Genomic DNA, 23,285 nt, shown 5'->3' with positions numbered 1-23,285 from the left:
TTTCTTCCTCCTAGCTTTACGCTTTTCCGTTTAGTACTGCTTCTAAGATCGCCATTCTAACAAAGACGCCATTGCTCATTTGCTGTACGATTCGTGATTGTAGTCCTTCCACAAGGGAATCAGCTAATTCGACATCACGATTGACTGGCGCTGGGTGCATGATGATCGCATGCTTTTGTAATTTCTTCGCACGTTCGACTGTTAATCCATACTCTTGGTGATAGGCTTCTTTCGAAAAACTTTCTTTCCCATCATGCCGTTCATGTTGTACTCGAAGCATCATCATGACATCCACTTGTTCTAATAATTCATCTAATGGCAGGTAGTGCCCATAGACTTCAAATTCTTCATCGTACCATTCACGTGGACCTGAAAAGAAAACTTGTGCTCCTAATCGTTTCAGCATTTGCATGTTTGATTTTGCTACTCGTGAGTGTGTGATATCCCCAACGATCGCTACTTTCAATCCCTCAAAGTAACCAAATTCTTCGTAGATCGTCATCAAATCAAGTAAGCATTGTGTTGGATGTTGGCCACTTCCGTCACCACCATTGATAATCGAGCATTGGATCGTTTTACTTTGGATCAATTCATCATAGTAATTTTCATCTCCATGGCGGATTACTGCAACATCCACACCGAGCGCGGACATCGTCAAGACCGTATCATAAAGGGTTTCCCCTTTTTGTACAGAACTCGTACTCGCTTCAAATTCAATCACTTCTAAGCCTAGTTTCTTTTCGGCTACATCAAAGCTCTTATGCGTACGAGTACTATTTTCAAAAAACAGATTCGTCGCAAAGTATTGCGGTTTTTGTGGTGTCCAGTTTGCTCCTTGTTTAAACTCTTGACCTCGTCGGATCAAGCCCATGACTTCTTGATCCGTTAAAGCTTCCACTGTCAATAAATGTTTTAAACTAATGCGTTCTGATTTGATGATCATGATAGTTCCTCCTTAGTTTTCTTCGCTACGTGAAGTTTCGGGTAAGATAAGATTCAGAATGATACCAAGTACAGTTGCTAAAGCCATTGCTGATAACGTGAAGGTGCCTACTTCAAAAACCAAGCCGCCGATTCCGACCACTAAGATCACTGAAGCAATCAACAGATTTTTCTTTTTATCAAAATCGATTTTATTTTCGATCAAAATCTTCATTCCACTCGCTGCGATCACTCCGAACAAGATAAAGCTGATTCCGGAAATTACGGGTCCGGGGATACTTAAGATCAAAGCGCTTAATTTGCCCACAAATCCTAAAATCACAGCGAAGACTGCTGCACCACCGATGACGAATACGCTGTGTACACGAGTGATTGCTAACACACCGATATTTTCCCCATAACTTGTAACTGGAGGACCACCGACGAAAGCTGCGACGATCTGTGCTAAGCCATCTCCCATCAATGTTTTGTGTAAACCTGGCTCTTCAAAGAAATTACGTTTTGTTAATTTATTCAAGACCATCAAGTGTCCAATGTGTTCCGTCATCGTAACGAAAGCAATAGGTGCCATTGTCGTAATTGCCCCTAAGTAAATCTTCGGTTCATATTGAACAAATGGAATCTCGAAGTTTGGTAAAGCGAACCAAGCAGCATCAGCGATCGGCTTTGTATCGACGATTCCGAAGAGTAAAGCAACGAGGTAGCCGCAAATGATCCCTAACAAAATTGGAATAAGTCCTAAAAATCCTTTTAGCCACATGTTGAAGAAAATCGTCAATGCTAAAGTGATCAGTGCCACGGCAATATATTTAAAATCATAGTTGCCTTGGTTATACATTGCGTTCGTTGCAGCATTCGCTGCTAACCCCAAACCGATTACCATGATCACGGGACCAACGACAATCGGTGGTAAAATTTTGTCCAACCATGCTGAACCGATCTTTTTGATGATCCATGCGACGATCAAGTAAACCAGACCAGTCGTTACGGCTCCTTGGGCGATCGCTGGGTAACCGTCAGTCTTCATCAGCATTTGCATAGCTGCGATAAAGGCAAAGCTACTACCCAAGTATGCTGGAATCTTTCCTTTAGTAGTAAAAAGATAAACTAATGTTCCTAATCCTGAGCTGACTAAGGCAATCCCTGGATCGATCCCCACTAAAATCGGCACAAGTACAGTAGCACCAAACATCGTAAAGAGATGTTGTAAACTTAAGCCGATCCAATGTCCTGTTTTTGGGCGATCGTGGATATCTAAAACCGCATCGTGATTATGGAATTTTTTCTGTTCTGACATATCAATTGCTCCTCTATTCTTCCTCTTTCAAAATCATGATTCGATCTTTGCCGTCAAGTTCTTGCATTTCGACTAAGATTTCTTCTGTTTTTGCTGTGGGAATGTTTTTCCCAACATAGTCTGCTCGAATCGGTAACTCCCGATGTCCCCTGTCTACTAAGACAGCCAGAGAAATTTTTCTAGGACGACCATAGTCCATTACTGCGTCCATCGCTGCTCGAATCGTTCGTCCAGTGTAAAGGACGTCATCGATCAAAATCACTTCTTTTCCTTCTAGTGAAACGGGAATATCTGAAGAATGAAGTTCTGCTTCAGCTGGTGTTTCTTTTTTATCATCACGATACAATGTGATATCCAGCTCTCCGACCGGAACTTCGATGCCTTCTAGTTGCTTCAAACGATCGGCAACTCTTGATGCGATGTAAATGCCTCTTGTTTTTATCCCAATTAAGACAACATCTTGAATCGTCTGATTTCTTTCAATGATTTCATAAGTGATACGTGTCAATGCCCGCTTCATGGTTACTTGATCCACAACTTCTTTTGCTTGCATGTTTGTTTCCTCCTTTTTTATACACAAAAAAACTCCTGCCCTAAGAGGACAGGAGGAATGTCTAGACTGAGTGTACATTTAGATACACTGATAGTTATACTACGTCATTGAGTAATCGATGTTATGGCGCACCATAGCTCTCTTACCCACACCCTTCTTAGCCTCACGGGACTAAACTTAAAGGAACTGATATGAAGTTTTTATGCTTTCGTTGTTAAATACTATACCGTTATCTAAATCAAAATGCAACACTTTTCCTTAGTTTTTCTAAAGTTTTTTCAAAGATTGTTGGAAGCGGTGCTTCAAAGACCATTTTCTGACCTGTGATTGGATGGGTAAAACCTAAGAGCTTCGCATGAAGAAATTGCCCATTTCCTTTCAATGTCTTACTTGGTCCGTAAACTGGGTCTCCAGCTAAAGGATAGCCTATATATTTCATATGCACACGGATCTGATGGGTCCTACCTGTTTCTAACGTCAACTCCACCAACGTAAAATCATTGAATCGTTCCAAGACATTAAAATGGGTCACGGCTGGTTTGCCATCTTCTCTGACTGCCTGCATTTTACGATTCACTTTTGATCGACCGATCGGTGCGTTGATCGTTCCTTTTTCATGAGGAATCACTCCATGAACTAACGCTACGTATTTACGTAAAGAAGTTTTATCTTTTAATTGCTTGGCCAAAGATTCATGTGCTAAATCATTTTTCGCTACCATCAATAAACCTGAAGTATCTTTATCGATTCGATGGACGATTCCTGGACGGACTACACCATTGATCGACGAAAGATCTTTTACATGATACATTAAAGCATTGACCATCGTACCATTCGGATGACCTGCTGAAGGATGGACGACCATGCCTTGTGGTTTGTTGACAACAGCAACCGCTTCGTCTTCATAAACGATTTCTAATGGAATGTCTTCTGCTTCAATTGAAAGGGTCTCTGGTTCTGGCACAGCGATCACGATTTCATCATTTTTCTTCACTTTATAATTTGCTTTCACCACTTGTCCGTTGACCGAAACGGCACCATCTTTGAGCCAAAGCTGGATTTGTGAACGACTATAATCGTTGAATAAACCTGTGAGTACTTTATCGATCCGTCCTGTTTCTGTTTGAATCGTTGCGTTTAATTCTGTCATTTTTTCCCTTGTTCCTTTTCATCTAAAATAATGTATATCAAAATAAGAATCACACCACAAACAAGTGTCATATCAGCTACATTGAAGATCGGAAAATTCATAAAATCTGTTTGGAACATATCGACGACATATCCCAGTCTTAAACGATCAATAAAATTCCCAATAGCTCCTGCTAAAATAAAACTTAACCCTGTCAGCAACCATCGATTGCCCTGTTTGCGATTCTTGACCATCAATGTCACGACAACAATGACAGCAACCACTGTGATTATGACGAAAAACCACATCTTCCCTTCAAGCATACTCCAAGCTGCCCCAGTATTGCGTATATGATTCAACGATAAGACGCCTGGAATCAATGTCTTCGTTTCGCCTAAAGATAAATCATTGACGATCCACCATTTGACCCACTGATCAAGAGCCACTAATAATCCACTGATCATAAAATAAATTGCTAACAAAAAATCATTCCTTTTCTATTTGTTGATAAATATCTCTAGGTCTAATGATCCCCAGTAAGTTGCCGTCAGGATGACCATCTTTGGTAATCAGGACTGCTTCTAGAGTTCCTTGTTCCCGAAACATTGTTTCCACTTCATAAACATAAGTATGTTCAGCTACAAAACGATAATTCGTATATTTGCCATCACTAAAAATCAAATCAGCCGCTTTTTTATCTGTTAAATCAATGGTCCCTTTTTGACTTTCCTTTGCTAGCCAAAAACCAATGACCCGCAATGTCACAAGCGCTACGAATTTCCCTTTATTATACAAAGGAAACTGTGAGTATCGTTTTTTGGCAACCGTTCCTAACAAATCAAGTAAAGGAAGATCTCGTTCAAAACCTGTGACATGTTTCGCAAAGCGAGGTAAAACCTTTGCTGGACGAATCAAGTCTTCTTCAATCTGCTGGATCTTATTGACTGCCCAATCATTGGGTTCAGCAATCACAAAGTCCACAGCAATCCGATCGTGAACAATGGCATTTCGTAACTGCGCCAGCTGAAGCAAATCTTCTTCATATTGACGAATCACTGCTTTTTTGCGTTGGGCAAGTCGTCGAACTAACTCAGTAAATCCCATATTGCGGGCGTTACCCATTTCATCTCTCATCCATTTTTCGATCCGATTAAAACTACTTAAAAAAATATCAGAGTTTGCCATCTTTCTCCTCCTTGATCACATAGGCTTGGTTTTTGATGAAAAAAAAGAAGCCAATCATTACAAGTACCACGAACATACTATAAATTAGATTGTGTAACCACAATGCGCTTAATCCACTTCCTAAAAATAAAAAGGGATAAATCTGTAACAATAAGAGATTCATTGTAATGACGTATCCTTTGGACGGATGCGTTATTGTATACACTGGACTTTTTAACCAATAAAACGAAACTTGCATTGTAAAAGGTGCTTCTAACTTAAGTAAAACCGATTGATTATGATTCAATTGTCCTTTTTTCTTTCCATTGATCCGCAGTTGGATCGGACTACCCATGCCATAAAAACCTGTTCGTCTTGTCACTCGTACGTCCATAACGCCCCTCCTCCTGATGCTTTCTTAGTATACCGTAAAACACCCGAACAAGAAAGTAGATGTCTCAAAGTGTTTGAGTTCCCTATATTTAACTAATTTATAGACATTTTTTGCTCAAATGCAGCGAGTACAGCAAAAGTAGCCAACCAGCAAATCTATTAGAAATCTGTTGTAACATCGTTTTCACTCCTTATATATCCATTAAAGATGTTCGATCGAAAATAAAAGGATGACACAACTATCCGTAATGAATAATTGTGTCATCCTTTTTTACTGTTTAGAAGTATTTTTTTCAACCTCACTTTTTGTAAATCTCCACTTGCTTTAACTACTTTATCGTTCATTGCTTTGCAACAACTAAGTAAAGAATAAAAAAAGAAATATACCCACACCATTATAAAAAACATGGGTCAATATGGCGTACCACACATTAGAAGTTTTTATATAAACGAATCCAAATAGAACGCCGCAGAAAAAAAGGTTGAAATTTCCTCCGTGTACGATTGAAAACAAGAATGAAGAGATTATGAGGAGAGAAGCCTTTGTTTTCCTGTCAGAATGTAAGCTGATTAGACTAAATCTAAAAATCATTTCTTCTAAAAATACACCGTACGTTGTAGCACTTATTATATATTTTTTCAATTCACTATTAGCTAAAGAATTTAGGGGTAAGCTATTTGTATCAGGCAAAGCAGTATTAATGACAATAATACTAACGATACAAAAGACTGCAATAAATATGAGTTTCAGCCATTGTATTTCTACTAATGATTGATAGAGAAGCTGGTGGAACAACACCAAAAACATAAAACTTAGGATCAACGGAAACCAAGAAATCCAATCAAATATGAAATCATATTTGATTGGGATCCCTATATTTGGGATCATAAAATAAATAATAAAGTAACTCAAGCAAAGAATGAATTTCCAATGTTTCTTAGTATTCCTATGTATCATATTGCTACATAATCAATATATTGTGTATTTGCTGTAGCAGTTTGAGTACGAATATATTTATTGTCTACTTTACGATAAACTCGGTAAGTGACCGTTATCCTTGCATTTTGACAATACTTCTTGAATTTTCCGTTTACTGAGTATTCGTTCCCGATTTTAATATTCATTCCGAAGATCGTTGCACCAATTGCTAATGTGGTTTTTCTATTGTGGGTTTCTGTACCCGAATATGTACGATTTCCTTTAGAAATACGCCAACTTTGAGGTTGTGACCAAGTTTTTGTCTGAATCGATGGTTCGTCTAATACATAGTACTCATCATCACTACAAATTGCTATGCCAGAACTATTCGTTTCATCGGCTAATACTGTAACACACGGAGTTACAGCAGTTCCTAAAGTCAAAAGTGACGTAGACACCAAAATTGTTCTAAATAAATACTTTTTCAAAAATTTGCACTCCTATTTTAGTATTAAAGAGAACGTTTTCTTCACAATGATTATAAATCATTTTATTTTAGACATATGATTGCTATCATAAAAAGCTGTTTTGAACTCAAAATCATCCGTGAAACCGCCATTATTTACTTGTTGACTAACACAATATGTATAAAAACAAGTCAGCCCTTGTATGAACATATACAAGAGCTGACTTTATACTTTTTTTTGATCGAAATGGAGCCTTTACCTAATTTTAGGTATTTACTCGTTTTTTGTGTATTCTCACTAAACATTTTTGATAGATGGCTTTTTTATGAAGCACCCTATCCTCTTTCTTTTTTAGAATAATCCCAGTACTTCCCCATCACTGGTAACATCCATATTCAATGCAGCTGGTTTTTTGGGAAGTCCCGGCATAGTCATGACATCACCTGTTAGCGCAACGATAAACCCAGCCCCTAATTTGGGAACGAACTCTCTGATGGTAATCGTAAATCCTTCAGGAGCGCCTAGAAGTGTCGGATCGTCAGAAAATGAATATTGGGTTTTCGCCATACAAATTGGCAGTTTATCCCAACCATTAAGGACAAACTCATCGATTTGTTTTTTTGCTTTTTTACTAAAACTGACACCTTTTCCACCATAAATCTCTTGGACGATCGTTGCCACTTTTTCTTCAATAGTCGCTGTCGGTTGATACAAGGGCTGATAATCTGCTTGCTGACTATCAATCGCACGAACGACCGCTTTGGCAAGTTCAATTCCACCATCTGCGCCATGCTCCCAAACACTTGCTCGTTGTACGATCACCCCTTGATTTTCGCAAAGACGTTCTAACAAAGTAAATTCAGCTTCCGTATCTGTCACGAATTCGTTGATCGCAACAATTACGGGGATATGGTATTTCTCCATATTGTGGATATGACGTTTTAAATTACTGAATCCTTTTTCCAATGCTGCTAAATTTTCCGTTTTCAACTCTTCTTTAGTTGCACCGCCATGCATTTTCAATGCACGAACTGTTGCTACGATCACGATCGCATCAGGTGCCTTTTTCAAATTCGGAACTTTGATATCTAGGAATTTTTCTCCACCTAGATCTGCACCAAATCCAGCTTCAGTCACCACATACTCCCCTAATTTAAGAGCTGTTTGGGTAGCTAAAACACTATTACACCCGTGAGCAATATTGGCAAAAGGACCGCCATGGACAAATGCTGGCGTGCCATAAATCGTTTGTACTAAGTTTGGTTTGATCGCTTCTTTTAATAGCAGTGCCAATGCACCTTCTGCTTTGAGATCACCAGCTGTCACTGGCTTTTGATCAAAGGTATAACCGACAACAATTCGAGCTAAACGCGCTTTTAAATCATCGATGTCTGTTGCTAAGCATAAAATCGCCATGATTTCACTTGCTACGGTGATGTCAAAGCCATCTTCTCTCGGCACACCTTGAATCGGACCGCCCAAGCCAACAATCACTTTTCGCAGTTCGCGATCATTCAAATCGACGACACGTTTCCAGATCACACGACGTGAATCGATTCTCAGTTCATTCCCTTGATGGATATGATTGTCCAAAAGTGCAGACAATGCATTATTAGCAGACGTAATCGCATGCATATCGCCAGTAAAGTGTAAATTGATATCTTCCATTGGTAATACTTGTGCATAGCCTCCGCCGGCAGCACCACCCTTGATTCCCATGACTGGACCAAGGGAAGGTTCTCTTAACGCAATCACTGCTTTTTTACCAATTTGATTCAATGCGTCCCCAAGACCTACCGTGATGGTCGATTTACCTTCTCCAGCTGGTGTAGGATTGATGGATGTAACTAAAATCAAGTGACCATCTGGTTTTTTCTTTAATTTCTTGATGGTGGAAAAATCGATTTTCGCTTTATATTTTCCGTAAAGCTCCAGGTCATCTTGTTGGATATCCAATTTTTCCGCAATTTCAATAATCGGTTTTAACTCTGTTTCTTGTGATATTTGTAGATCGCTCTTCATCAAATTACCCCTTTACACGAACTTTATACCCAAAACAAAAGAATTTGTTCAGTTATATCTATTATACCTTTTTTTATTTTAAAACAAAATAGGCAAGATTGCTTTTTTAATTTAATTGACGTATATATAAATACTCTTTATAATGTTAGTTATGATCAGACTTTAGAAAGGTCGTGAGAGCTTTGACCACAGGAACTGTGAAATGGTTTGACAACAAAAAAGGATATGGATTTATTAGTTATGATGAAACAGAAGAAATATTCGTCCATTTTACTGCAATTGAAGAAGAAGGTTTCAAAACCCTTGAAGAAAATCAATCTGTAGAATTTGAAATAATCGAAGGAAACCGTGGGGCACAAGCCGCTCATGTCAAAAAAATGATCTTATAAGAAAGTTTCAACAATAAGTAACTTCTCTTCAAAACAGAAGAGATTGCATCAAAAATATTCAATTTAAAGAAAGACCGATACTCCGCAAAATGTTCTTTGCAAAGTATCGGCTTTTTTATAATTTTATAATTGCTTGAACGATAGAAAATCAACTTATGCTGCGTCTCTTCCATACAGTACAACGTTCACTAATATTACAAAATCTCACTTTTAAATAAAAAGATACATATTTCTGTTTGTTTTCTAATCCTATCGAAAGAAGGTTATCTCGAATTTATCAGATGATTTGAAAAAGACTGCTCGACTGTATTGAAAACTTGATTTCTAGCGTTTGCTTTAATATTTTTTACAAATTTCTTTTCTTTTTTCTTCGCTATTATTTCTTCTCGTTGTACCTATGCATCCTTCTCACTTATTTCCGAGTGAATGATGTCTTTCGCATCAGATTGTTTTCTTTTCAACATTAATTGCCATTTTAAAAGAATCTTTCTAAATCGAGACAACGGATTTAAAGAATCGACAATCCGAGCAAGGGCTTGATTGTTATATAGCCTTGGTTGATAATCTTTTTTGATTGCTTTTATACCATTTTTTTACCGAGCTTTTCTAATAACTAGTTTCAACGATCACTTTCACTATTTATGATTCGTTCATTTATGTATCTTCTTGAACTGGTTCCTGAAGTTATTTCCTGCGAATCAAATCCAGCCATGATATTTTTTAAGTCCTGAAGGTTATAACCCTGTGTTTTGCTGTTTTCTTTTAAAAATTGCCAACCATTTATCACTCCAAGTCGATCAAAACACTGATTCCAACGATTGACATCAAAACTATGTGAACCCATAGAAAGATTCATCTCGTTGAGGTGATAGATGTCTGTTGACTCCTGGAGTAGCCCTTCTGCTGATTCGCTAAATTTCTTGAAATTTGCGCATTTTTCCAACTCGCTTGATTTGTTGCACGGACAGATAGCGAACGTATTTCTTGTTTATTATTCGAACTACCTTGTTTCACTCTTGATGTCTGTGCTTTTTTCATCTGTGTTCTTTTGCCATTTTCCTTTCTTTTATTTAGCTTTTCCAAGTGCATTCTCCGTAGTTTTGTACCTCTCGTTTTCCATATTCCTTTTATCTTCCTACCGTTCCTCCGCCATAGTCTCACTATATTCCTACCGTTTCTCCGCCATAGTCTCGATAGCTTCGCACCTCTTCTCTTGAGAATGCCTGTTTTCTTCCAAATTCGGTAGAGATCTTCAAACATTTTTTTTATTTCCACGTCCGTTTTTCTCCTTATACTTTTTCTGTAAGTTTTATTATAAATAAGAAAAAATGTTATCTTACTTCTTTTTTTCCTTTAAAAAATATTTAGTGCAAATTTTTTATAATATCCTTTATGTTATTAAGTTATATATCCCTTGGTTGAATGGTCAGGTGTCCATTACTTTATCGAAAGTTACTGGTTGAACATCATATCATCCATTTTTCTAGGGTCAAGTTCATACAAACGTCAGCAAGACACAATCAAGCCGAAGAATCTCACCCTGATCATAAAATGATCTTCGGATTCTTCGGCTTGTTTTCTCAGAGGTTACATATAGTTATGTTTTTCTCGCAGCTATTTTATATCTGCTGAATCAATTGGTTTAAACAAGTAAAATCAATCAGCTAGTTGTATTTACTTGGTTGTTAGTGCTTTGTTGCTCTTTACCTTCAGAATAGTAGGACAAAAAAGCTGTCTGACTTTTTTTGCGCATCAGATAGAAGGTTGGCTCAGCCTTCCCTACATATTTAATCTTTACACCTCTTTTGACCGGTGTTACAGAGTCAATATCTTGTAGCGGGATATTTTGGTCCTTCCAAAAAGCAGCATATTTAATTTTGATTGCATGGTTTTTCAAAATAAATGACCGACGATACCCAAGAAAAAGAAAAATTAAAAATAGCCCCATCACTAAGTTACTTTTCCAATAGGGTCTAGTGTTTTCAAGTGATAAAATCAAACTAAAAAATAAAATGATCAAAGATAAAGACCAATAGATGATCGTCTGCGCCCATTCCGGCTGCCAGCGAATTATTTTTTTCATTCTTTAACCTCGCATCTATTTGTAATGGTATAATTATAGCATAACACTATTTTTATAAAAAGGAGAGCTTCCTTATTATGATCAAAGTATACATTGATGCTTCCACAAAAGGCAATCCAGGACCTAGTGGTGGAGGCATTTTAATTATCCATGAAAATAAACAAGAACAGCTTACCGTCCCACTTTCGGATGGCTCCAATCATCAAGCTGAATTCGAAGTCTTTTTAAAAACTTTAGAAATTTTAAAGGAAAAAGGCTGGGTCAATGAAACAATTCTCTGTTATTCCGATAGCAAAGTACTTGTTTCTACAATCGACAAAAACCACACGAACAACGAAAGTTTCTCTTCCCTTCTATATGAGATCCAACAATTACTCGCTCAGTTCCATTTACTCATCTTACAATGGATTCCCGAGAGTAAGAATAAAGGGGCGGATAATCTGGCACGCCAAGCGCTTCAAAAACAATTAAATCCATAAAAAAAAGACTTTTTAGCTACTTACTAAAAAGTCTTTTTAAAGTTTCTGATTTAATAGAGAAGATAATTGTGATCAAAAGTAATATCGAGTTCAAAAGAACCAACCTTTTTCTCAATAGCTTGACGAATCTTTTCTTCTAAAACATCATCTGGTAACTTGAAATTCTGAGGAACTACAATATCGAATTGCAACTCTTTCCCTTTACGTATGATCCGTAAATCGTGCACCCTCAACTCTTCCCCCAACTCTTTGATAATTTGTCTCAATTGTTTCAATATTTCACGGTATTGTTCATTATGGATTGCTACCGGATCTAGATGACAAACTAAATCTACATCCAAAGTCTTTTTAAAGTCTTTTTCGATAATATCAATGATTTTATGTGCTTCATTCAAGTTTAAACTGTCATCAACTTCAATATGAACAGAAGCAAACTTTTTATTTGGTCCATAATTATGAACCAACAGATCATGAAAACCTAAAATCGATTTATAAGAACTTAATTGTTTTTCCATTGTTTTGATTTCTTCAGCTGTTGGACGGCTACCTAGTAATTCATAGACAAAATCACGTAACATCATGATCCCACTAAAAATAATGTACCCGGCTAAGACAAAACCAACATAGCCATCAATACGCCAGCCAGTGAATCTTTCGATACCTGCAGATACTAAAACAGCTAACGTCGTGAATACATCATTGTAACTATCTTTGGCTGTCGCTTTTAGTGCTTCTGACTGAATTGTTTTTGAAAATCTAGTGTACATTCGTCCTTGTAAAAGTTTTAACAGAATCGAAAATATCAGGACAAGAAACACGATCGGTGTCAGGACTAAATGTTCCGGCCGAAAAATTTTCCGTATAGAAGCGTCCGAAAATTGAAACCCTACATACGTAATGATGATTGAAACAAATAAGCCACTGATATATTCAAATCGTTCATGTCCAAATGGATGTTCTTGGTCTGCGGGTTTTGCAGCAATCTTAAACCCAACAAGCGTCAAAATGGATGAAGCTGTATCGGATAAACTATTGATAGCATCCGCCATGATCGAAACACTGCCAGAAAAAAGGCCGATCATAAACTTCGCAACAAACAATAACATATTTGAGATAAGACCTAAGATTCCAGCTATAATACCTTTTTTGGTACGTTCTTGCCCACTAATCATTTTTTGTTCTTTTGACACTTTTTCGCTTCCTTTATTCTTTATTCTGGTTTAAGTGGCGTTGCAGCAAACAGCGCTTTAGCAATCAGTGGCGTAATGATTCCGGCACCTATCGCTTCCGGAATCCCATTGATTGCGGCAACTCCTGCCAAAGTTTTAAATAATAGATCCGCATCTACGCCATACGCATCAGCAGTTGCCCCAGTATAAAACAGTCCCATAAACCCTAGAACTAAAAGTGTATTCACGAGTGAGCCAAATACTCCTGCTAAAACCGAACCAACGACTACAGAATGATAACGTTGATAAATCCAGTGAAAAATGATTCCTGCAACTAAGCCAACTAACACTCTAGGAACAACTGAAATGATCGGATTGGTAAAGACGAGGGTATCAAATGGGGTCGTAGGCATGGCGTAAGCACGAATGATCGTGGCGATCCCCCAAAACAAACCAATGACCATGCCGTCTTTCGGTCCTAATACAACCGCAGCAACGATAACTGTTATGTGAATAATCGTCAAACTAATAAATCCTAAAGGAATAAACCCTAACCATGGAACCATTGCTTGAACGATAATGATTGCTAATAAAATCGCTCGTAAAACTAGACGAAAAGTTTTATTTTTACTATTCAATTTTACCCCCTCCTTTTTATTCTAATCGTAAAAGGTTTTGCTTTTTTGTCAATTAATTACTCTCAAAGAAAATGCTGATTGGTTGCATTCAGTTCTCATAAAATAAACCGAATTTGTCAACGGGATTTCCGTTTCAAACAAATTCGGTAGAACTTTTCTTTAACAAATAGGAGGATTCAATACTCCTTGAACAAAAAAGGTCGTTCTTGAGCCCTTTAGCATGTATGAAAATACATAGTATTATCGGTGCTTCCTTAAGCGATAAGCGATCAGTGTTTAAACTATGAAAAGCTGTTTAAAAAATGACCGCTTACTCGCTTCAATGAAAGCATCCTATTCCCCATTATTTGCTAAAACAAGGTCAAGCATTCGCTCCTTGAAATAAGTTTTTTCTCTCCCAAACATAAAATACCGTTTCAAAAGGAGGTTATTATCATCTGAGCTATTCGACGCTTTCCCATTTTATTTGGAAAAGTATTTAAAGTTGATTATTGATTAGACAACCATGTTTTAGCTTCTGATAAAGCATCTGGGATACCAGCAGGGTTTTTCCCACCTGCTTGCGCCATATCAGGGCGACCACCACCGCCACCACCAACTTTTGGTGCGATTGCTTTGATCAAGTCACCAGCTTTTAGCCCAGCATCATTTGCTTCTTTCGTCATAGCGACTAACAAACTAACTTTTCCGTCTTGTTCATTTGCCAAAACAAGAATATCGGAAATGTTTTTTTGTTTCCATTGGTCTGCTAATTGACGTAATTGGTTCATATCTTTTACTTTTACTTGTGCAGTAATCATTGAATGACCACTAACTGTTTCCACATTTTTAAAGACATCGCCTGCTTGTTGGTTCGCTAGTTTACTTGCTAATTGTTCATTTTCTTTTTGTAGTTCTTTTAATTGTTGTTGTAATTGTTCCGTTTTTGATACAACCTCTTTTAATTGAGGTGATTTGACAATTGTGGCAACTTCTTTTAATTGTTTTTCTTCCGCTTCCAATAACTCATAAGCTTCTTTACTTGTTACAGCTTCGATCCGACGAACACCGGCACCGATTCCTGATTCAGAAACGATTTTAAAGATCCCAATATTTTCAGTATTTGTTACATGGGTTCCACCACAAAGTTCGATAGACCATCCACCAATGTTCACTACACGGACTTCTTGACCATATTTTTCACCAAATAAAGCCATAGCCCCCATATTCTTAGCGGTATCTATATCTGTTTCAATGGTTTCTACTGGGATTGCTTCCCATATCTTCTCATTAACGATTCGTTCCATTTTTACTAATTCATCTGCTGTGATTTGTCCAAAATGAGTAAAGTCAAAGCGTAAATGTCCAGGAGCAACTAAAGAACCAGCTTGGTTTGCATGTTCCCCTAAAACTTCTTTTAAAGCTTTATGCAATAAGTGAGTCGCTGTATGGTTCTTAATGATGCGATTTCTCATCGGTACATCGATCAATAAGTGGTAAACTTCGCCTTCAGTCAATGTTGATAGCACTTCTACGGTATGCATAAATTGTCCATTCGGTGCTTTTTGAACGTCAACAACTGTCGCAACCGTTTCTCCAGAGGCATTGATGATCCAACCTTGATCAGCCACTTGTCCACCCATTTCTGCATAAAACGGTGTTTGATCAAAAATCAATTGACCTTGTCCAGCAGACAATTCACTCACTAGTTCTTCATCTTTGATAATCACCAATAGTTTGCTGTCTGATTCAACTTGATCATAGCCAATAAATTTACTATCCACTTTGATATCTGTTAATAGGGCAGATTGGACTCCCATTGATTTTTCTGTACTACGAGCAGCACGCGCACGTTGTCTTTGTGCTTCCATTTCTTTTTCAAAGCCTTCATGATCGACTTTCAAGCCTTCATCTTCTGCCACTTCTTCGGTCAACTCCACTGGGAAACCGTAAGTATCATATAATTTGAAGATATCTTTTCCAGCAAGTGTTGTTCCATTTGCTTTTTTGACTTCAGCGATCACTTGATTCAAGATTTCAAGACCTTCGTTGATCGTTTCATTGAAACGTTCTTCTTCGGTACGAACTACTTTTTCAATAAATTCTTTTTGTTGAAGGACTTCCGGATAATAGCTAACCATGATTTCGCCAACTACTGGAACAAGATCATATAAGAAAGCTTTTTCGATCCCTAATTTTTTCCCGTGCATCACTGCTCGGCGTAATAAACGACGAAGAACATAGCCACGACCTTCATTTGAAGGAAGCGCCCCATCTCCAATCGCAAAAGATAATGCTCGGATATGATCCGCAATTACTTTATAAGAAATGTCGGTTGTCGGGTTTTCACCATATTTTACTTGGTTACTTAGTTTTTCTACCGCATGAATGATCGGTAAGAACAAGTCTGTTTCAAAGTTTGTTGGTGCGTCTTGAACGATCGAAACCATCCGTTCCAGCCCCATGCCCGTATCAATGTTTTTATGTGGTAAAGGTTCAAATGTATGATCTGGTTTATGGTTGAACTCAGAAAATACTAGATTCCAAATTTCTAAATAGCGTTCGTTTTCTCCACCAGGGTAGTTTTCTGGATCATCTTCTGCGACATCATTGTATGCTTCGCCTCGATCATAGAAGATTTCTGTATCAGGACCACAAGGACCCGCACCAATATCCCAGAAATTATCTTCAACATCTACAATGTGATCAAGTGGTAAGCCGACTTCTTCATGCCAGATTCGTTTTGCTTCTGTGTCTTTTGGATAAACGGTAACATATAATTTTTCCGGATCAAATGCCATCCATTCAGGACTTGTTAAAAATTCCCATGCCCAATGGATTGCTTCATTTTTGAAATAATCACCAATAGAAAAATTCCCAAGCATTTCAAACATTGTGTGGTGCCGTGCTGTCTTCCCTACATTTTCAATGTCATTCGTACGAATTGATTTTTGAGCGTTTGTGATGCGTGGATTTTCTGGTACGACAGAGCCGTCAAAATATTTTTTTAACGTAGCAACCCCTGAGTTGATCCATAAAAGCGTTGGATCGTTGACCGGAATTAATGATGCGCTAGGTTCAATTGTGTGTCCTTTTGATTGGAAGAAATCTAAAAACATTTGTCGAACTTGTGCACTACTTAATTGTTTCATTTTATTACCTTCTTTCTTTATTTTAAACGACAAAAAAACACCCTCACAGCCAAGGACGAAAACTCGCGGTACCACCTTGGTTGCAATGATGTTCGATCATTACCTCTTGAACTCGATAACGCTGAGTAGCGTTGATATTTCTATCAATAAAAAAGGGAGCAATTTGTTTTTTTGACTATTCTTTTTTCAGCCTGGAAAGAATTTTCTGTAAGTCAGACTTAAACAAACCATGTCCTTTTCGTACTTTACAAGTATACGTATTCTATTTTATTCTGTCAACCGCTCTTTTCCTTCAACTCTTATTTCTTTCTAGAATATTTTTTGTTAAGCTTGAATTACGCCTATTAATCAAAAGGAGAATCGATGATGCAAGTTTATTTTGGAAACAAGTCCTGGATCAGAGGGGCGAGTTTTTATCTTCGTTATCAGGTATTTGTTCTGGAACAAGGCATTTTGCCAGAATTAGAATTTGACGAAACGGACAATTCTGATAACTACTTTCTGTTAATGGAAAACAATGTTCCAATTGCAACATTACGTTATCAAAAAAAATCGTCCACTTGTCTTAACCCCGATCGTTTTTGCGTCGCCAAAAATTATCGCCAACAAGGTTTCGGTCGTCAGCTGTTGTCCTTAGCTGAACAGAAAGCAAAAAAAGAAGGCTTGCTGTCAAGTTACCTAGTAGCAGAAATGACTGCCCTTAGTTTCTATCAGCAACAAGGTTACGAGACTTGTACAGATCCTTTTATCGAGGATGGGATTACCTGCGTAGGGATGCAAAAAGAATTGATTTAAGATCTATTATCACTAGATTATCTGCTAAATGAACACTTAAAAACATACCAAAGGAATGCAGAAGACATGCAATCCTTTGGTCTTTGAGCGTGAAGTCATGACGTCTCTTTTAAAGGGTCTGGTCATTGACTTACTTATTGGAGTTTTTCTTATTTTTTCTTGCAGTTCTAGTTTGTTGTCTGCGTTCGATTTTACGGTCTTTTTTGTTCTTTTCAGCAATTGCCCAATCGATTTTCTTTTTATATCCAGGTTTGATTTTTTTCTTTTTCTTTTTCACTAAGCCGATCAATGTAGGATCCAGTGTATCTTTGGATTTTTCCCGTTTCGTCCGACGATTGCGGTCATAAGTCTTGATGATTTCATCATTTTTGATTTCCATCGGTTCAAATGTGACACCAATTTTTTCAATACTGTCAATCGTTTGTTCATCACTTGGTGAGTACAAAGTGATCGCAGTTCCTTTTAAACCATTACGTCCAGTCCGACCTACTCGATGGATAAAGAAGTCAAGGTCTTCAGGAATTTCTGCATTGATCACATGAGAAACCCCTTCAATATCGATGCCACGTGCCGCTAGATCTGTCGCAACCACGTATTGATATTCTAAGTTTTGAACTTGGCGCATCACTCGTTTTCGTTCTCTTGGAGTGATATCTCCATGGATTTTGGCTACTTTTAAGCCTTGATTTTTCAAATAATCAGCAATTTCATCCACGTGTTGTTTCGTATTTGCAAAGACAATTGCAAGGTAAGGATGACCAATTGTTAACAATTGGTAGATCATTCGATTTTTATCTTTCCCTTTAGTAGAGATCAGCCAATTCTCGATATCTTCTGAAATAACTGCTTTCGGTTTGATTTCTTCAATGATTGGATTTTCCATGTATTTACGTAAAAATGGTCGTAATTTTTCAGGAATCGTCGCTGAGAAAACTAAAAATTGCAGTTTTTCAGGCAAGCGACTAGCAATTTGATCCACTTCATTCAAGAAGCCCATGTCCAGTGTCATATCTGCTTCATCTACAACAAATGCAAATGCTGTATGGTTTTTTAATGCTTGTTCATTCATCATATCCAAGATTCTACCTGGCGTTCCCACTACGATCTGTGGTTGTTGATGTTTCAAGCGGCTCAATTGGCGTTGCTTATCCGTTCCACCTACAAAATTCGTCACTCGGATCTCTGGATCGGAAAATTTAGCGATCTGACTAGCAGCATCATAAATTTGAGTAGCTAGTTCACGACTTGGTGCAGTGATTACTACTTGTACTTCGGCTTTTTCCGCATTGATTTTTTGAAATAAAGGCAATAAAAATGTATGCGTTTTGCCCGAACCAGTTTGTGATTGACCAATGATATTTTTTCCTTTAGCGATCAAAGGAATCAAACGCTCTTGTACTTCAGTTGGTTGAGCAAAACCTTTTTCTGCTAACGCCTCATTTATATATGGTTTAAAATGAAATTGTTCAAAATTACTCATTTAAGTAAGCACCTCTTCTCTTTCTTTTTTACACGACTTTCGCATTATACCACATCCTCAAGCAATTTGCTTGATCCTTTTCAAAGTCGCTCACGATCCACTAGTTCCCTTTTGGTTGAATGGTACTAATCGTATGTGTTTGACTGGCTTTTTCATAGAACAGCACTCTTTTCTTACGAAGGAATGACAAGAAAAGATTCAGCATGAAGATAAACTGTGCAAATGCAACACCCAACACAATAAAAATCCCGCTTACCTGTAATACACCTGTCGTATGGTCAGTGATATGTTGGATCGTCTGACTAAGCCAAGCTAACCCATAAAATAAAAAGTAAAGATACCCATAACGGATAAACAGTGCTTTAAAAGAAAGTCGTTTTCCGTTATCTGAAACCACACGAATGCGTACGATTTTTTTACCTAAAGTGAGACCGTTTGTTACATATGGTATGACCATGAAATAAAGCAAGACTTCTAAAAATACCCACCAACTACTTGAAGTGATATCACCTATTTTCAAAGACAATTGAAGAGTCACAGCAATCAGTACGGATAAAACCGATAAGAAAGCCCAATCAATGAGATAGGCAACTAATCGTCTCGTTAGAGAAACTGTTTTCCCTTTTTCGTATGACACTTCATCCATTCTTGCTCTCGTAGGCAACATGAAGGTAAAGATTGGTGTCATAATGTACCCTAACGTTCCTCCGATCGTATTCGTCAATAAGTCATTGACATCAAATAGCCGATAAGGTCGAGGATAAATAAAATACAACCCACTTAACTGTGTCAATTCAAAAAATAAGGAAAGACAAAAACTTGCAATGATGGTTTTCACAAAAGATAATCGAAAATAATATCTTAAATAGATCCCAAAAGGTAATAAAAGCAAAACATTAAATACCGGTTCTAAAAAAACGCTTTGTCGCATCGCTGGTAAATACGTACTTGGATCAGATAAAACCAAGACGGTATTCTCTCGGAAATGGACCCATGATGCAAATAAATGTAATTCCATTTTAGGTCCGGTCATTTGAGCAACGGCTTCCTTTGAAGGTAACGGTAAAATGATCAAAAAATAAGCACATAACAAATAAAAAACAAACGAATATAAGATAACCGCTCTCGAAAAAATAAACGTTCCATACTTTCGATATTCATAAATGAAAAAAACCGAAGAAATCGCTAATGCCAAAAATGGAAAAACAATAAGTGCAAAGCGAATCGGTTCAATATAACTAGCCATAAACATCCCCCTTTTTCATCTTAACTAACGGTTTCATCTTATCAGTACTCTTGTAAACTATGCAATTTATGGGGTAATTATTTTTAAATTTATATTAATTGAAGTATCATTAACAAAAGGAGGCGATTAGCGTGCTTAATATTTATTTTGTGTTTGGCGTACCCGCTTTTTTATTGATTCTCTATCTCATTTTTGCGTATATACGTAAAAAAACGACCATCCGCTATCTTGGATTTATCTTGTTAATTATTGCTAGTTTCATGCTCGTGTTTAACTTACAGACATGGCAACAAGCACTACTTGAAATGGAGCAAGCTTCCTCTCGATCTTTATCAGATCAATTAGGTTATCCGATCTACTTGATTTGGATTCCCATTACTGTTGCTGGTTTTCTCGTCTTATTAAACCTTTTTCGTGCTTGGCGCCGACTAAAACAGTTAAGAAAAAAAACAGGATAAAAACGTGCATTCTCTTGTAGCTGGTTGGTAAAGTTAGCATTGCTTAACTTGACACGCTACAACAGAATGCACGTTTAACTATCATTTATATGTTAAACTACAGGATATTTATTTTTCAAATATAAATAAACAGGGATTCCGACTAATGTCAAAGCGATTCCGCTAAATGCTAAAAGTGTTTGTGTCAGTAACGTACTAACCACGATAAAAGCACCACCAAGAATGGCGATTAGCGGAATGATTGGGTATAGCGGAACTTTATAAGGCCTTTCAAGTTTTGGAGCTGTTTTTCTCAATATAATTACACCTACAAATACCATCGTATAAAAAATCCAAATCACAAAAACAAGCATATCCGTCAGCATATCAAATCCACCGACCATCATCATACCGATCGCAATCACTAGTTCCAAAACACCAGCAACCACTGGAATCTTCGTTCGATCGTTCAATTTTCCTAAGTGGTGACTGAAAGGTAACCGTTTTTCTTGGGCCATCACATAGGGCAGGCGCATCCCAGTAAGTGTATAGCCATTGATTGTTCCATAGACTGAAATCAAAATCCCGACAGTTACAAGTTTCCCACCTACGCCACCAAAAATCATGGTAGCCACTTCGCTAGCAGCATTACTGTTGCCACTGATTCCTCCAATCGAAGCTGTTTTTAAAAAGACAGTATTAACGAATAAATAAACAACCATAATCCCGATGATTCCTATAGAAATGGCTTTCGGTAAATCTTTTGCCGGTTTTTTTAATTCTCCTGCAATGTTTCCAACGTGAATCCAACCATCATAAGCAAACATTGTCGCTAACAAGCCCGCACCTAATGCTGAAAACAATGGCAGATCTTTTCCTGATTCTATGGGAAACAGCTGAAACTCTACTCCACCGCTGCGAAATAAGCCAAACAAGACGATGACTGCCAGTGGGATCAATTTACAGATTAAGGTAATGGATTGAAAAGTTCCACCAACTTTTGATCCTAAAAAATTGATCAGCATGATCGTCACAGCGGCTATAATAGCGATGGGGACAATCCATTGCTGTTCTAAGGCAAATAAGTTCACAAATTGTGTCCCAAAGATGATTGATAGTGCCGCTACATTTGCAGGAAAGTAAATCACAACTTGTGCCCAACCTAACAAAAAAGCAGCAGTCTGACCATAGGTTCGTTCGATATATTTGACCATACCACCTGTTTCGGGGATCGCTGCGGCAAGTTCTGCACCAGTTAAACCTGCACAGACGGAGATGATCCCTCCCAAAAACCAAGAAAGCATATGTAAACTAACTGATCCTGTAACTTCTGCGACACTCGCTGCTTTAAAGAATACTCCCGCTCCAATCACTGTTCCCATCACAGTCGATAAAGCAGTAAAAAAGCCCATCGTTCGCTTTAGTTCGACTTTGTTTTTTTCAGCCGATACTTGGTTACGTTCCATCGCTTATCCTCCCTTTATCGTAAACTCCCCACCACTCGATCGGAAGTTTACGATAAACTATAGTAATTAGACTGTTGCTGTCAATTTCTCTTGCAACTTGGTCAACATATCTTGAGTCATTTTATCTAGGTCGTAACGTGGTTGAAAGCCCCACTCTTTTTGCGCACAACTAATATCTAATGAATTTGGCCAAGAGTCTGCGATCGATTGTCGCACTGGATCAACTGCATAGTCCATTTCAAAATCAGGAAACACTTTTTTGATTGACGCTTTGATTTCTTCTGGTTCAAAAGACATCGCAGAGATATTGAATGCATTGCGATGAACTAAATTTTTAGGATCAGCATTCATCAACTGAACAATCGCCTCAATGGCATCTGGCATGTACATCATGTCCATAGCTGTACCACGATCAATAAAGCACGTGTATTTCCCTTCTTTGATAGCTGAATAATAAATATCCACTGCATAGTCCGTTGTCCCACCACCAGGTAAAGTTTTATAAGAAATCAATCCTGGGAAGCGTACACCTCGTGTATCTACGCCATACTTTGTATAATAGTAATCACACAAAAGCTCGCCTGCGACTTTTGTCACGCCATACATTGTTGTTGGTCGTTGGAGTGTATCTTGAGGAGTCTCATCTTTTGGTGTATTAGGTCCAAAAGCGCCGATTGAACTTGGCGTGAAGAATTTTAACTTAAATTCTCTTGCGACTTCCAGCGCATTGACTAACCCAACCATATTGAGGTCCCAAGCGAACTTTGGTTTTGCTTCAGCGACAGCTGATAAAAGCGCTGCTAAATGAATCAAAGTATCTACTTGATATTTTTCGACTAACGCTCGCATTTTTTCGTAATCCATGACGTCTAAAATTTCAAATAGTTCACCATCTTCTAGCTTTTCAGGCATACGAATATCCGTTGCGACAACATTTTCATTACCCAAATCTTCCCTTAAACGTAAAACTAATTCCGATCCGATTTGCCCAAGGCAGCCAGTAACTAATACTTTTTTCATACAAACACTCCTTTTTAGTTCATTTTCACTATCTATTAAAAATAAATGCTACCTACATTCCATTAA

General features: G+C 37.7%; 22 protein-coding genes. 4 read left to right on the top strand and 18 right to left on the bottom strand.

Annotation, left to right across the window (positions count from 1 at the left end; translation table 11 throughout):
* Positions 1 to 16 precede the first annotated feature (16 nt).
* The 10 genes from IGJ23_RS06405 to IGJ23_RS06360 form a co-directional block, all read right to left on the bottom strand.
* On the bottom strand, positions 17 to 943 hold the full coding sequence (locus IGJ23_RS06405; RefSeq protein ID WP_010719215.1) for an aspartate carbamoyltransferase catalytic subunit: 927 nt from the start codon (positions 941 to 943) through the stop codon (positions 17 to 19).
* A gap of 12 nt (positions 944 to 955) precedes the next feature.
* On the bottom strand, positions 956 to 2,239 hold the full coding sequence (locus IGJ23_RS06400; RefSeq protein WP_438774702.1) for a solute carrier family 23 protein: 1,284 nt from the start codon (positions 2,237 to 2,239) through the stop codon (positions 956 to 958).
* Positions 2,240 to 2,252: 13 nt separating this feature from the next.
* Entirely contained in the window at positions 2,253 to 2,792 is a 540-nt protein-coding gene (gene pyrR, locus IGJ23_RS06395; RefSeq protein ID WP_010719217.1) for a bifunctional pyr operon transcriptional regulator/uracil phosphoribosyltransferase PyrR, read from the bottom strand.
* Between the two features lie 238 nt (positions 2,793 to 3,030).
* Positions 3,031 to 3,942 carry an RluA family pseudouridine synthase gene (locus IGJ23_RS06390; protein WP_368020112.1) on the bottom strand — a complete coding sequence of 304 codons (912 nt, stop codon included), beginning with the start codon at positions 3,940 to 3,942 and terminating at the stop codon, positions 3,031 to 3,033.
* On the bottom strand, positions 3,939 to 4,403 hold the full coding sequence (gene lspA / locus IGJ23_RS06385; protein WP_438774701.1) for a signal peptidase II: 465 nt from the start codon (positions 4,401 to 4,403) through the stop codon (positions 3,939 to 3,941). The genes IGJ23_RS06390 and lspA overlap by 4 nt, the downstream gene beginning before the upstream one ends.
* A gap of 4 nt (positions 4,404 to 4,407) precedes the next feature.
* Positions 4,408 to 5,106 (bottom strand): CBS domain-containing protein, encoded by a 699-nt coding sequence (locus IGJ23_RS06380; protein WP_010719220.1) that lies wholly within the window; start codon positions 5,104 to 5,106, stop codon positions 4,408 to 4,410.
* Complete coding sequence (locus tag IGJ23_RS06375; protein ID WP_010737532.1) at positions 5,093 to 5,479, bottom strand: hypothetical protein; 387 nt, start codon at positions 5,477 to 5,479, stop codon at positions 5,093 to 5,095. The genes IGJ23_RS06380 and IGJ23_RS06375 overlap by 14 nt, the downstream gene beginning before the upstream one ends.
* Positions 5,480 to 5,836: 357 nt before the next feature.
* Complete coding sequence (locus tag IGJ23_RS06370; RefSeq protein ID WP_229060502.1) at positions 5,837 to 6,070, bottom strand: CPBP family intramembrane glutamic endopeptidase; 234 nt, start codon at positions 6,068 to 6,070, stop codon at positions 5,837 to 5,839.
* A 362-nt stretch (positions 6,071 to 6,432) separates the two neighbouring features.
* Positions 6,433 to 6,885 (bottom strand): LMxysn_1693 family intestinal colonization protein, encoded by a 453-nt coding sequence (locus IGJ23_RS06365; RefSeq protein ID WP_178286295.1) that lies wholly within the window; start codon positions 6,883 to 6,885, stop codon positions 6,433 to 6,435.
* A 330-nt stretch (positions 6,886 to 7,215) separates the two neighbouring features.
* Entirely contained in the window at positions 7,216 to 8,886 is a 1,671-nt protein-coding gene (locus IGJ23_RS06360) for a formate--tetrahydrofolate ligase (protein ID WP_178286297.1), read from the bottom strand.
* Positions 8,887 to 9,068: 182 nt separating this feature from the next.
* Between IGJ23_RS06360 and IGJ23_RS06355 the strand changes: the two genes are divergently transcribed.
* A complete protein-coding gene (locus IGJ23_RS06355; RefSeq protein ID WP_010719225.1) occupies positions 9,069 to 9,275 on the top strand; it encodes a cold-shock protein in 207 nt (68 codons plus the stop codon).
* 1,660 nt (positions 9,276 to 10,935) lie between these two features.
* Here IGJ23_RS06355 and IGJ23_RS06350 read toward each other — a convergent pair.
* Positions 10,936 to 11,358 (bottom strand): EbsA family protein, encoded by a 423-nt coding sequence (locus IGJ23_RS06350; protein ID WP_034697854.1) that lies wholly within the window; start codon positions 11,356 to 11,358, stop codon positions 10,936 to 10,938.
* A gap of 77 nt (positions 11,359 to 11,435) precedes the next feature.
* On the opposite strand from IGJ23_RS06350, the gene IGJ23_RS06345 reads away from it, so the two are divergent.
* Positions 11,436 to 11,837 (top strand): ribonuclease HI family protein, encoded by a 402-nt coding sequence (locus IGJ23_RS06345; RefSeq protein WP_010719229.1) that lies wholly within the window; start codon positions 11,436 to 11,438, stop codon positions 11,835 to 11,837.
* A gap of 50 nt (positions 11,838 to 11,887) precedes the next feature.
* Here the strand turns inward: IGJ23_RS06345 and IGJ23_RS06340 are convergent, their stop codons facing one another.
* From IGJ23_RS06340 to alaS, 3 genes are all read right to left on the bottom strand, one after another.
* Complete coding sequence (locus IGJ23_RS06340) at positions 11,888 to 13,009, bottom strand: cation diffusion facilitator family transporter (protein ID WP_438775071.1); 1,122 nt, start codon at positions 13,007 to 13,009, stop codon at positions 11,888 to 11,890.
* 38 nt (positions 13,010 to 13,047) lie between these two features.
* Positions 13,048 to 13,644 carry an ECF transporter S component gene (locus IGJ23_RS06335; protein ID WP_010737525.1) on the bottom strand — a complete coding sequence of 199 codons (597 nt, stop codon included), beginning with the start codon at positions 13,642 to 13,644 and terminating at the stop codon, positions 13,048 to 13,050.
* A gap of 488 nt (positions 13,645 to 14,132) precedes the next feature.
* Entirely contained in the window at positions 14,133 to 16,775 is a 2,643-nt protein-coding gene (gene alaS, locus IGJ23_RS06330) for an alanine--tRNA ligase (RefSeq protein WP_088745154.1), read from the bottom strand.
* 366 nt (positions 16,776 to 17,141) lie between these two features.
* Between alaS and IGJ23_RS06325 the strand changes: the two genes are divergently transcribed.
* On the top strand, positions 17,142 to 17,570 hold the full coding sequence (locus IGJ23_RS06325; protein WP_423220911.1) for a GNAT family N-acetyltransferase: 429 nt from the start codon (positions 17,142 to 17,144) through the stop codon (positions 17,568 to 17,570).
* A 130-nt stretch (positions 17,571 to 17,700) separates the two neighbouring features.
* Here the strand turns inward: IGJ23_RS06325 and IGJ23_RS06320 are convergent, their stop codons facing one another.
* Together IGJ23_RS06320 and IGJ23_RS06315 are read right to left on the bottom strand one after the other, a co-directional pair.
* Positions 17,701 to 19,050: a DEAD/DEAH box helicase gene (locus IGJ23_RS06320; protein ID WP_438774700.1), complete on the bottom strand. Its 1,350-nt coding sequence runs from the start codon at positions 19,048 to 19,050 to the stop codon at positions 17,701 to 17,703.
* Between the two features lie 100 nt (positions 19,051 to 19,150).
* Positions 19,151 to 20,296, bottom strand: a complete 1,146-nt coding sequence (locus IGJ23_RS06315; protein WP_094940252.1) for a VanZ family protein — start codon at positions 20,294 to 20,296, stop codon at positions 19,151 to 19,153.
* Positions 20,297 to 20,427: 131 nt separating this feature from the next.
* On the opposite strand from IGJ23_RS06315, the gene IGJ23_RS06310 reads away from it, so the two are divergent.
* Complete coding sequence (locus IGJ23_RS06310; RefSeq protein WP_010719236.1) at positions 20,428 to 20,754, top strand: hypothetical protein; 327 nt, start codon at positions 20,428 to 20,430, stop codon at positions 20,752 to 20,754.
* A 92-nt stretch (positions 20,755 to 20,846) separates the two neighbouring features.
* On the opposite strand, the gene IGJ23_RS06305 is transcribed toward IGJ23_RS06310, so the two are convergent.
* Complete coding sequence (locus IGJ23_RS06305; protein WP_207432248.1) at positions 20,847 to 22,199, bottom strand: APC family permease; 1,353 nt, start codon at positions 22,197 to 22,199, stop codon at positions 20,847 to 20,849.
* Between the two features lie 66 nt (positions 22,200 to 22,265).
* Positions 22,266 to 23,219, bottom strand: coding sequence for an L-threonine 3-dehydrogenase (locus tag IGJ23_RS06300; RefSeq protein ID WP_034697831.1), 954 nt, complete (start codon positions 23,217 to 23,219; stop codon positions 22,266 to 22,268).
* Positions 23,220 to 23,285 lie beyond the last annotated feature (66 nt).

The organism is Enterococcus sp. DIV1682a (assembly GCF_051711005.1).
Taxonomy (GTDB): Bacteria; Bacillota; Bacilli; order Lactobacillales; family Enterococcaceae; genus Enterococcus_B; species Enterococcus_B hirae.
Note: the sequence above shows the minus strand (reverse complement) of the source record. Positions and strands in the feature narration are given on the sequence as shown.

Excerpts from the sequence above, each read along its gene's own strand:
- IGJ23_RS06315 (WP_094940252.1), bottom strand. The coding sequence starts at position 20,296 with ATGGCTAGTTATATTGAACCGATTCGCTTTGCACTTATTGTTTTTCCA.
- IGJ23_RS06320 (WP_438774700.1), bottom strand. The coding sequence starts at position 19,050 with ATGAGTAATTTTGAACAATTTCATTTTAAACCATATATAAATGAGGCG.
- IGJ23_RS06360 (WP_178286297.1), bottom strand. The coding sequence starts at position 8,886 with ATGAAGAGCGATCTACAAATATCACAAGAAACAGAGTTAAAACCGATT.
- IGJ23_RS06300 (WP_034697831.1), bottom strand. The coding sequence starts at position 23,219 with ATGAAAAAAGTATTAGTTACTGGCTGCCTTGGGCAAATCGGATCGGAA.
- IGJ23_RS06390 (WP_368020112.1), bottom strand. The coding sequence starts at position 3,942 with ATGACAGAATTAAACGCAACGATTCAAACAGAAACAGGACGGATCGAT.
- IGJ23_RS06325 (WP_423220911.1), top strand. The coding sequence starts at position 17,142 with ATGCAAGTTTATTTTGGAAACAAGTCCTGGATCAGAGGGGCGAGTTTT.
- IGJ23_RS06405 (WP_010719215.1), bottom strand. The coding sequence starts at position 943 with ATGATCATCAAATCAGAACGCATTAGTTTAAAACATTTATTGACAGTG.
- IGJ23_RS06305 (WP_207432248.1), bottom strand. The coding sequence starts at position 22,199 with ATGGAACGTAACCAAGTATCGGCTGAAAAAAACAAAGTCGAACTAAAG.
- alaS (WP_088745154.1), bottom strand. The coding sequence starts at position 16,775 with ATGAAACAATTAAGTAGTGCACAAGTTCGACAAATGTTTTTAGATTTC.
- pyrR (WP_010719217.1), bottom strand. The coding sequence starts at position 2,792 with ATGCAAGCAAAAGAAGTTGTGGATCAAGTAACCATGAAGCGGGCATTG.
- IGJ23_RS06340 (WP_438775071.1), bottom strand. The coding sequence starts at position 13,009 with ATGATTAGTGGGCAAGAACGTACCAAAAAAGGTATTATAGCTGGAATC.
- IGJ23_RS06345 (WP_010719229.1), top strand. The coding sequence starts at position 11,436 with ATGATCAAAGTATACATTGATGCTTCCACAAAAGGCAATCCAGGACCT.
- IGJ23_RS06375 (WP_010737532.1), bottom strand. The coding sequence starts at position 5,479 with ATGGACGTACGAGTGACAAGACGAACAGGTTTTTATGGCATGGGTAGT.
- IGJ23_RS06350 (WP_034697854.1), bottom strand. The coding sequence starts at position 11,358 with ATGAAAAAAATAATTCGCTGGCAGCCGGAATGGGCGCAGACGATCATC.
- IGJ23_RS06380 (WP_010719220.1), bottom strand. The coding sequence starts at position 5,106 with ATGGCAAACTCTGATATTTTTTTAAGTAGTTTTAATCGGATCGAAAAA.
- IGJ23_RS06400 (WP_438774702.1), bottom strand. The coding sequence starts at position 2,239 with ATGTCAGAACAGAAAAAATTCCATAATCACGATGCGGTTTTAGATATC.
- IGJ23_RS06370 (WP_229060502.1), bottom strand. The coding sequence starts at position 6,070 with ATGATTTTTAGATTTAGTCTAATCAGCTTACATTCTGACAGGAAAACA.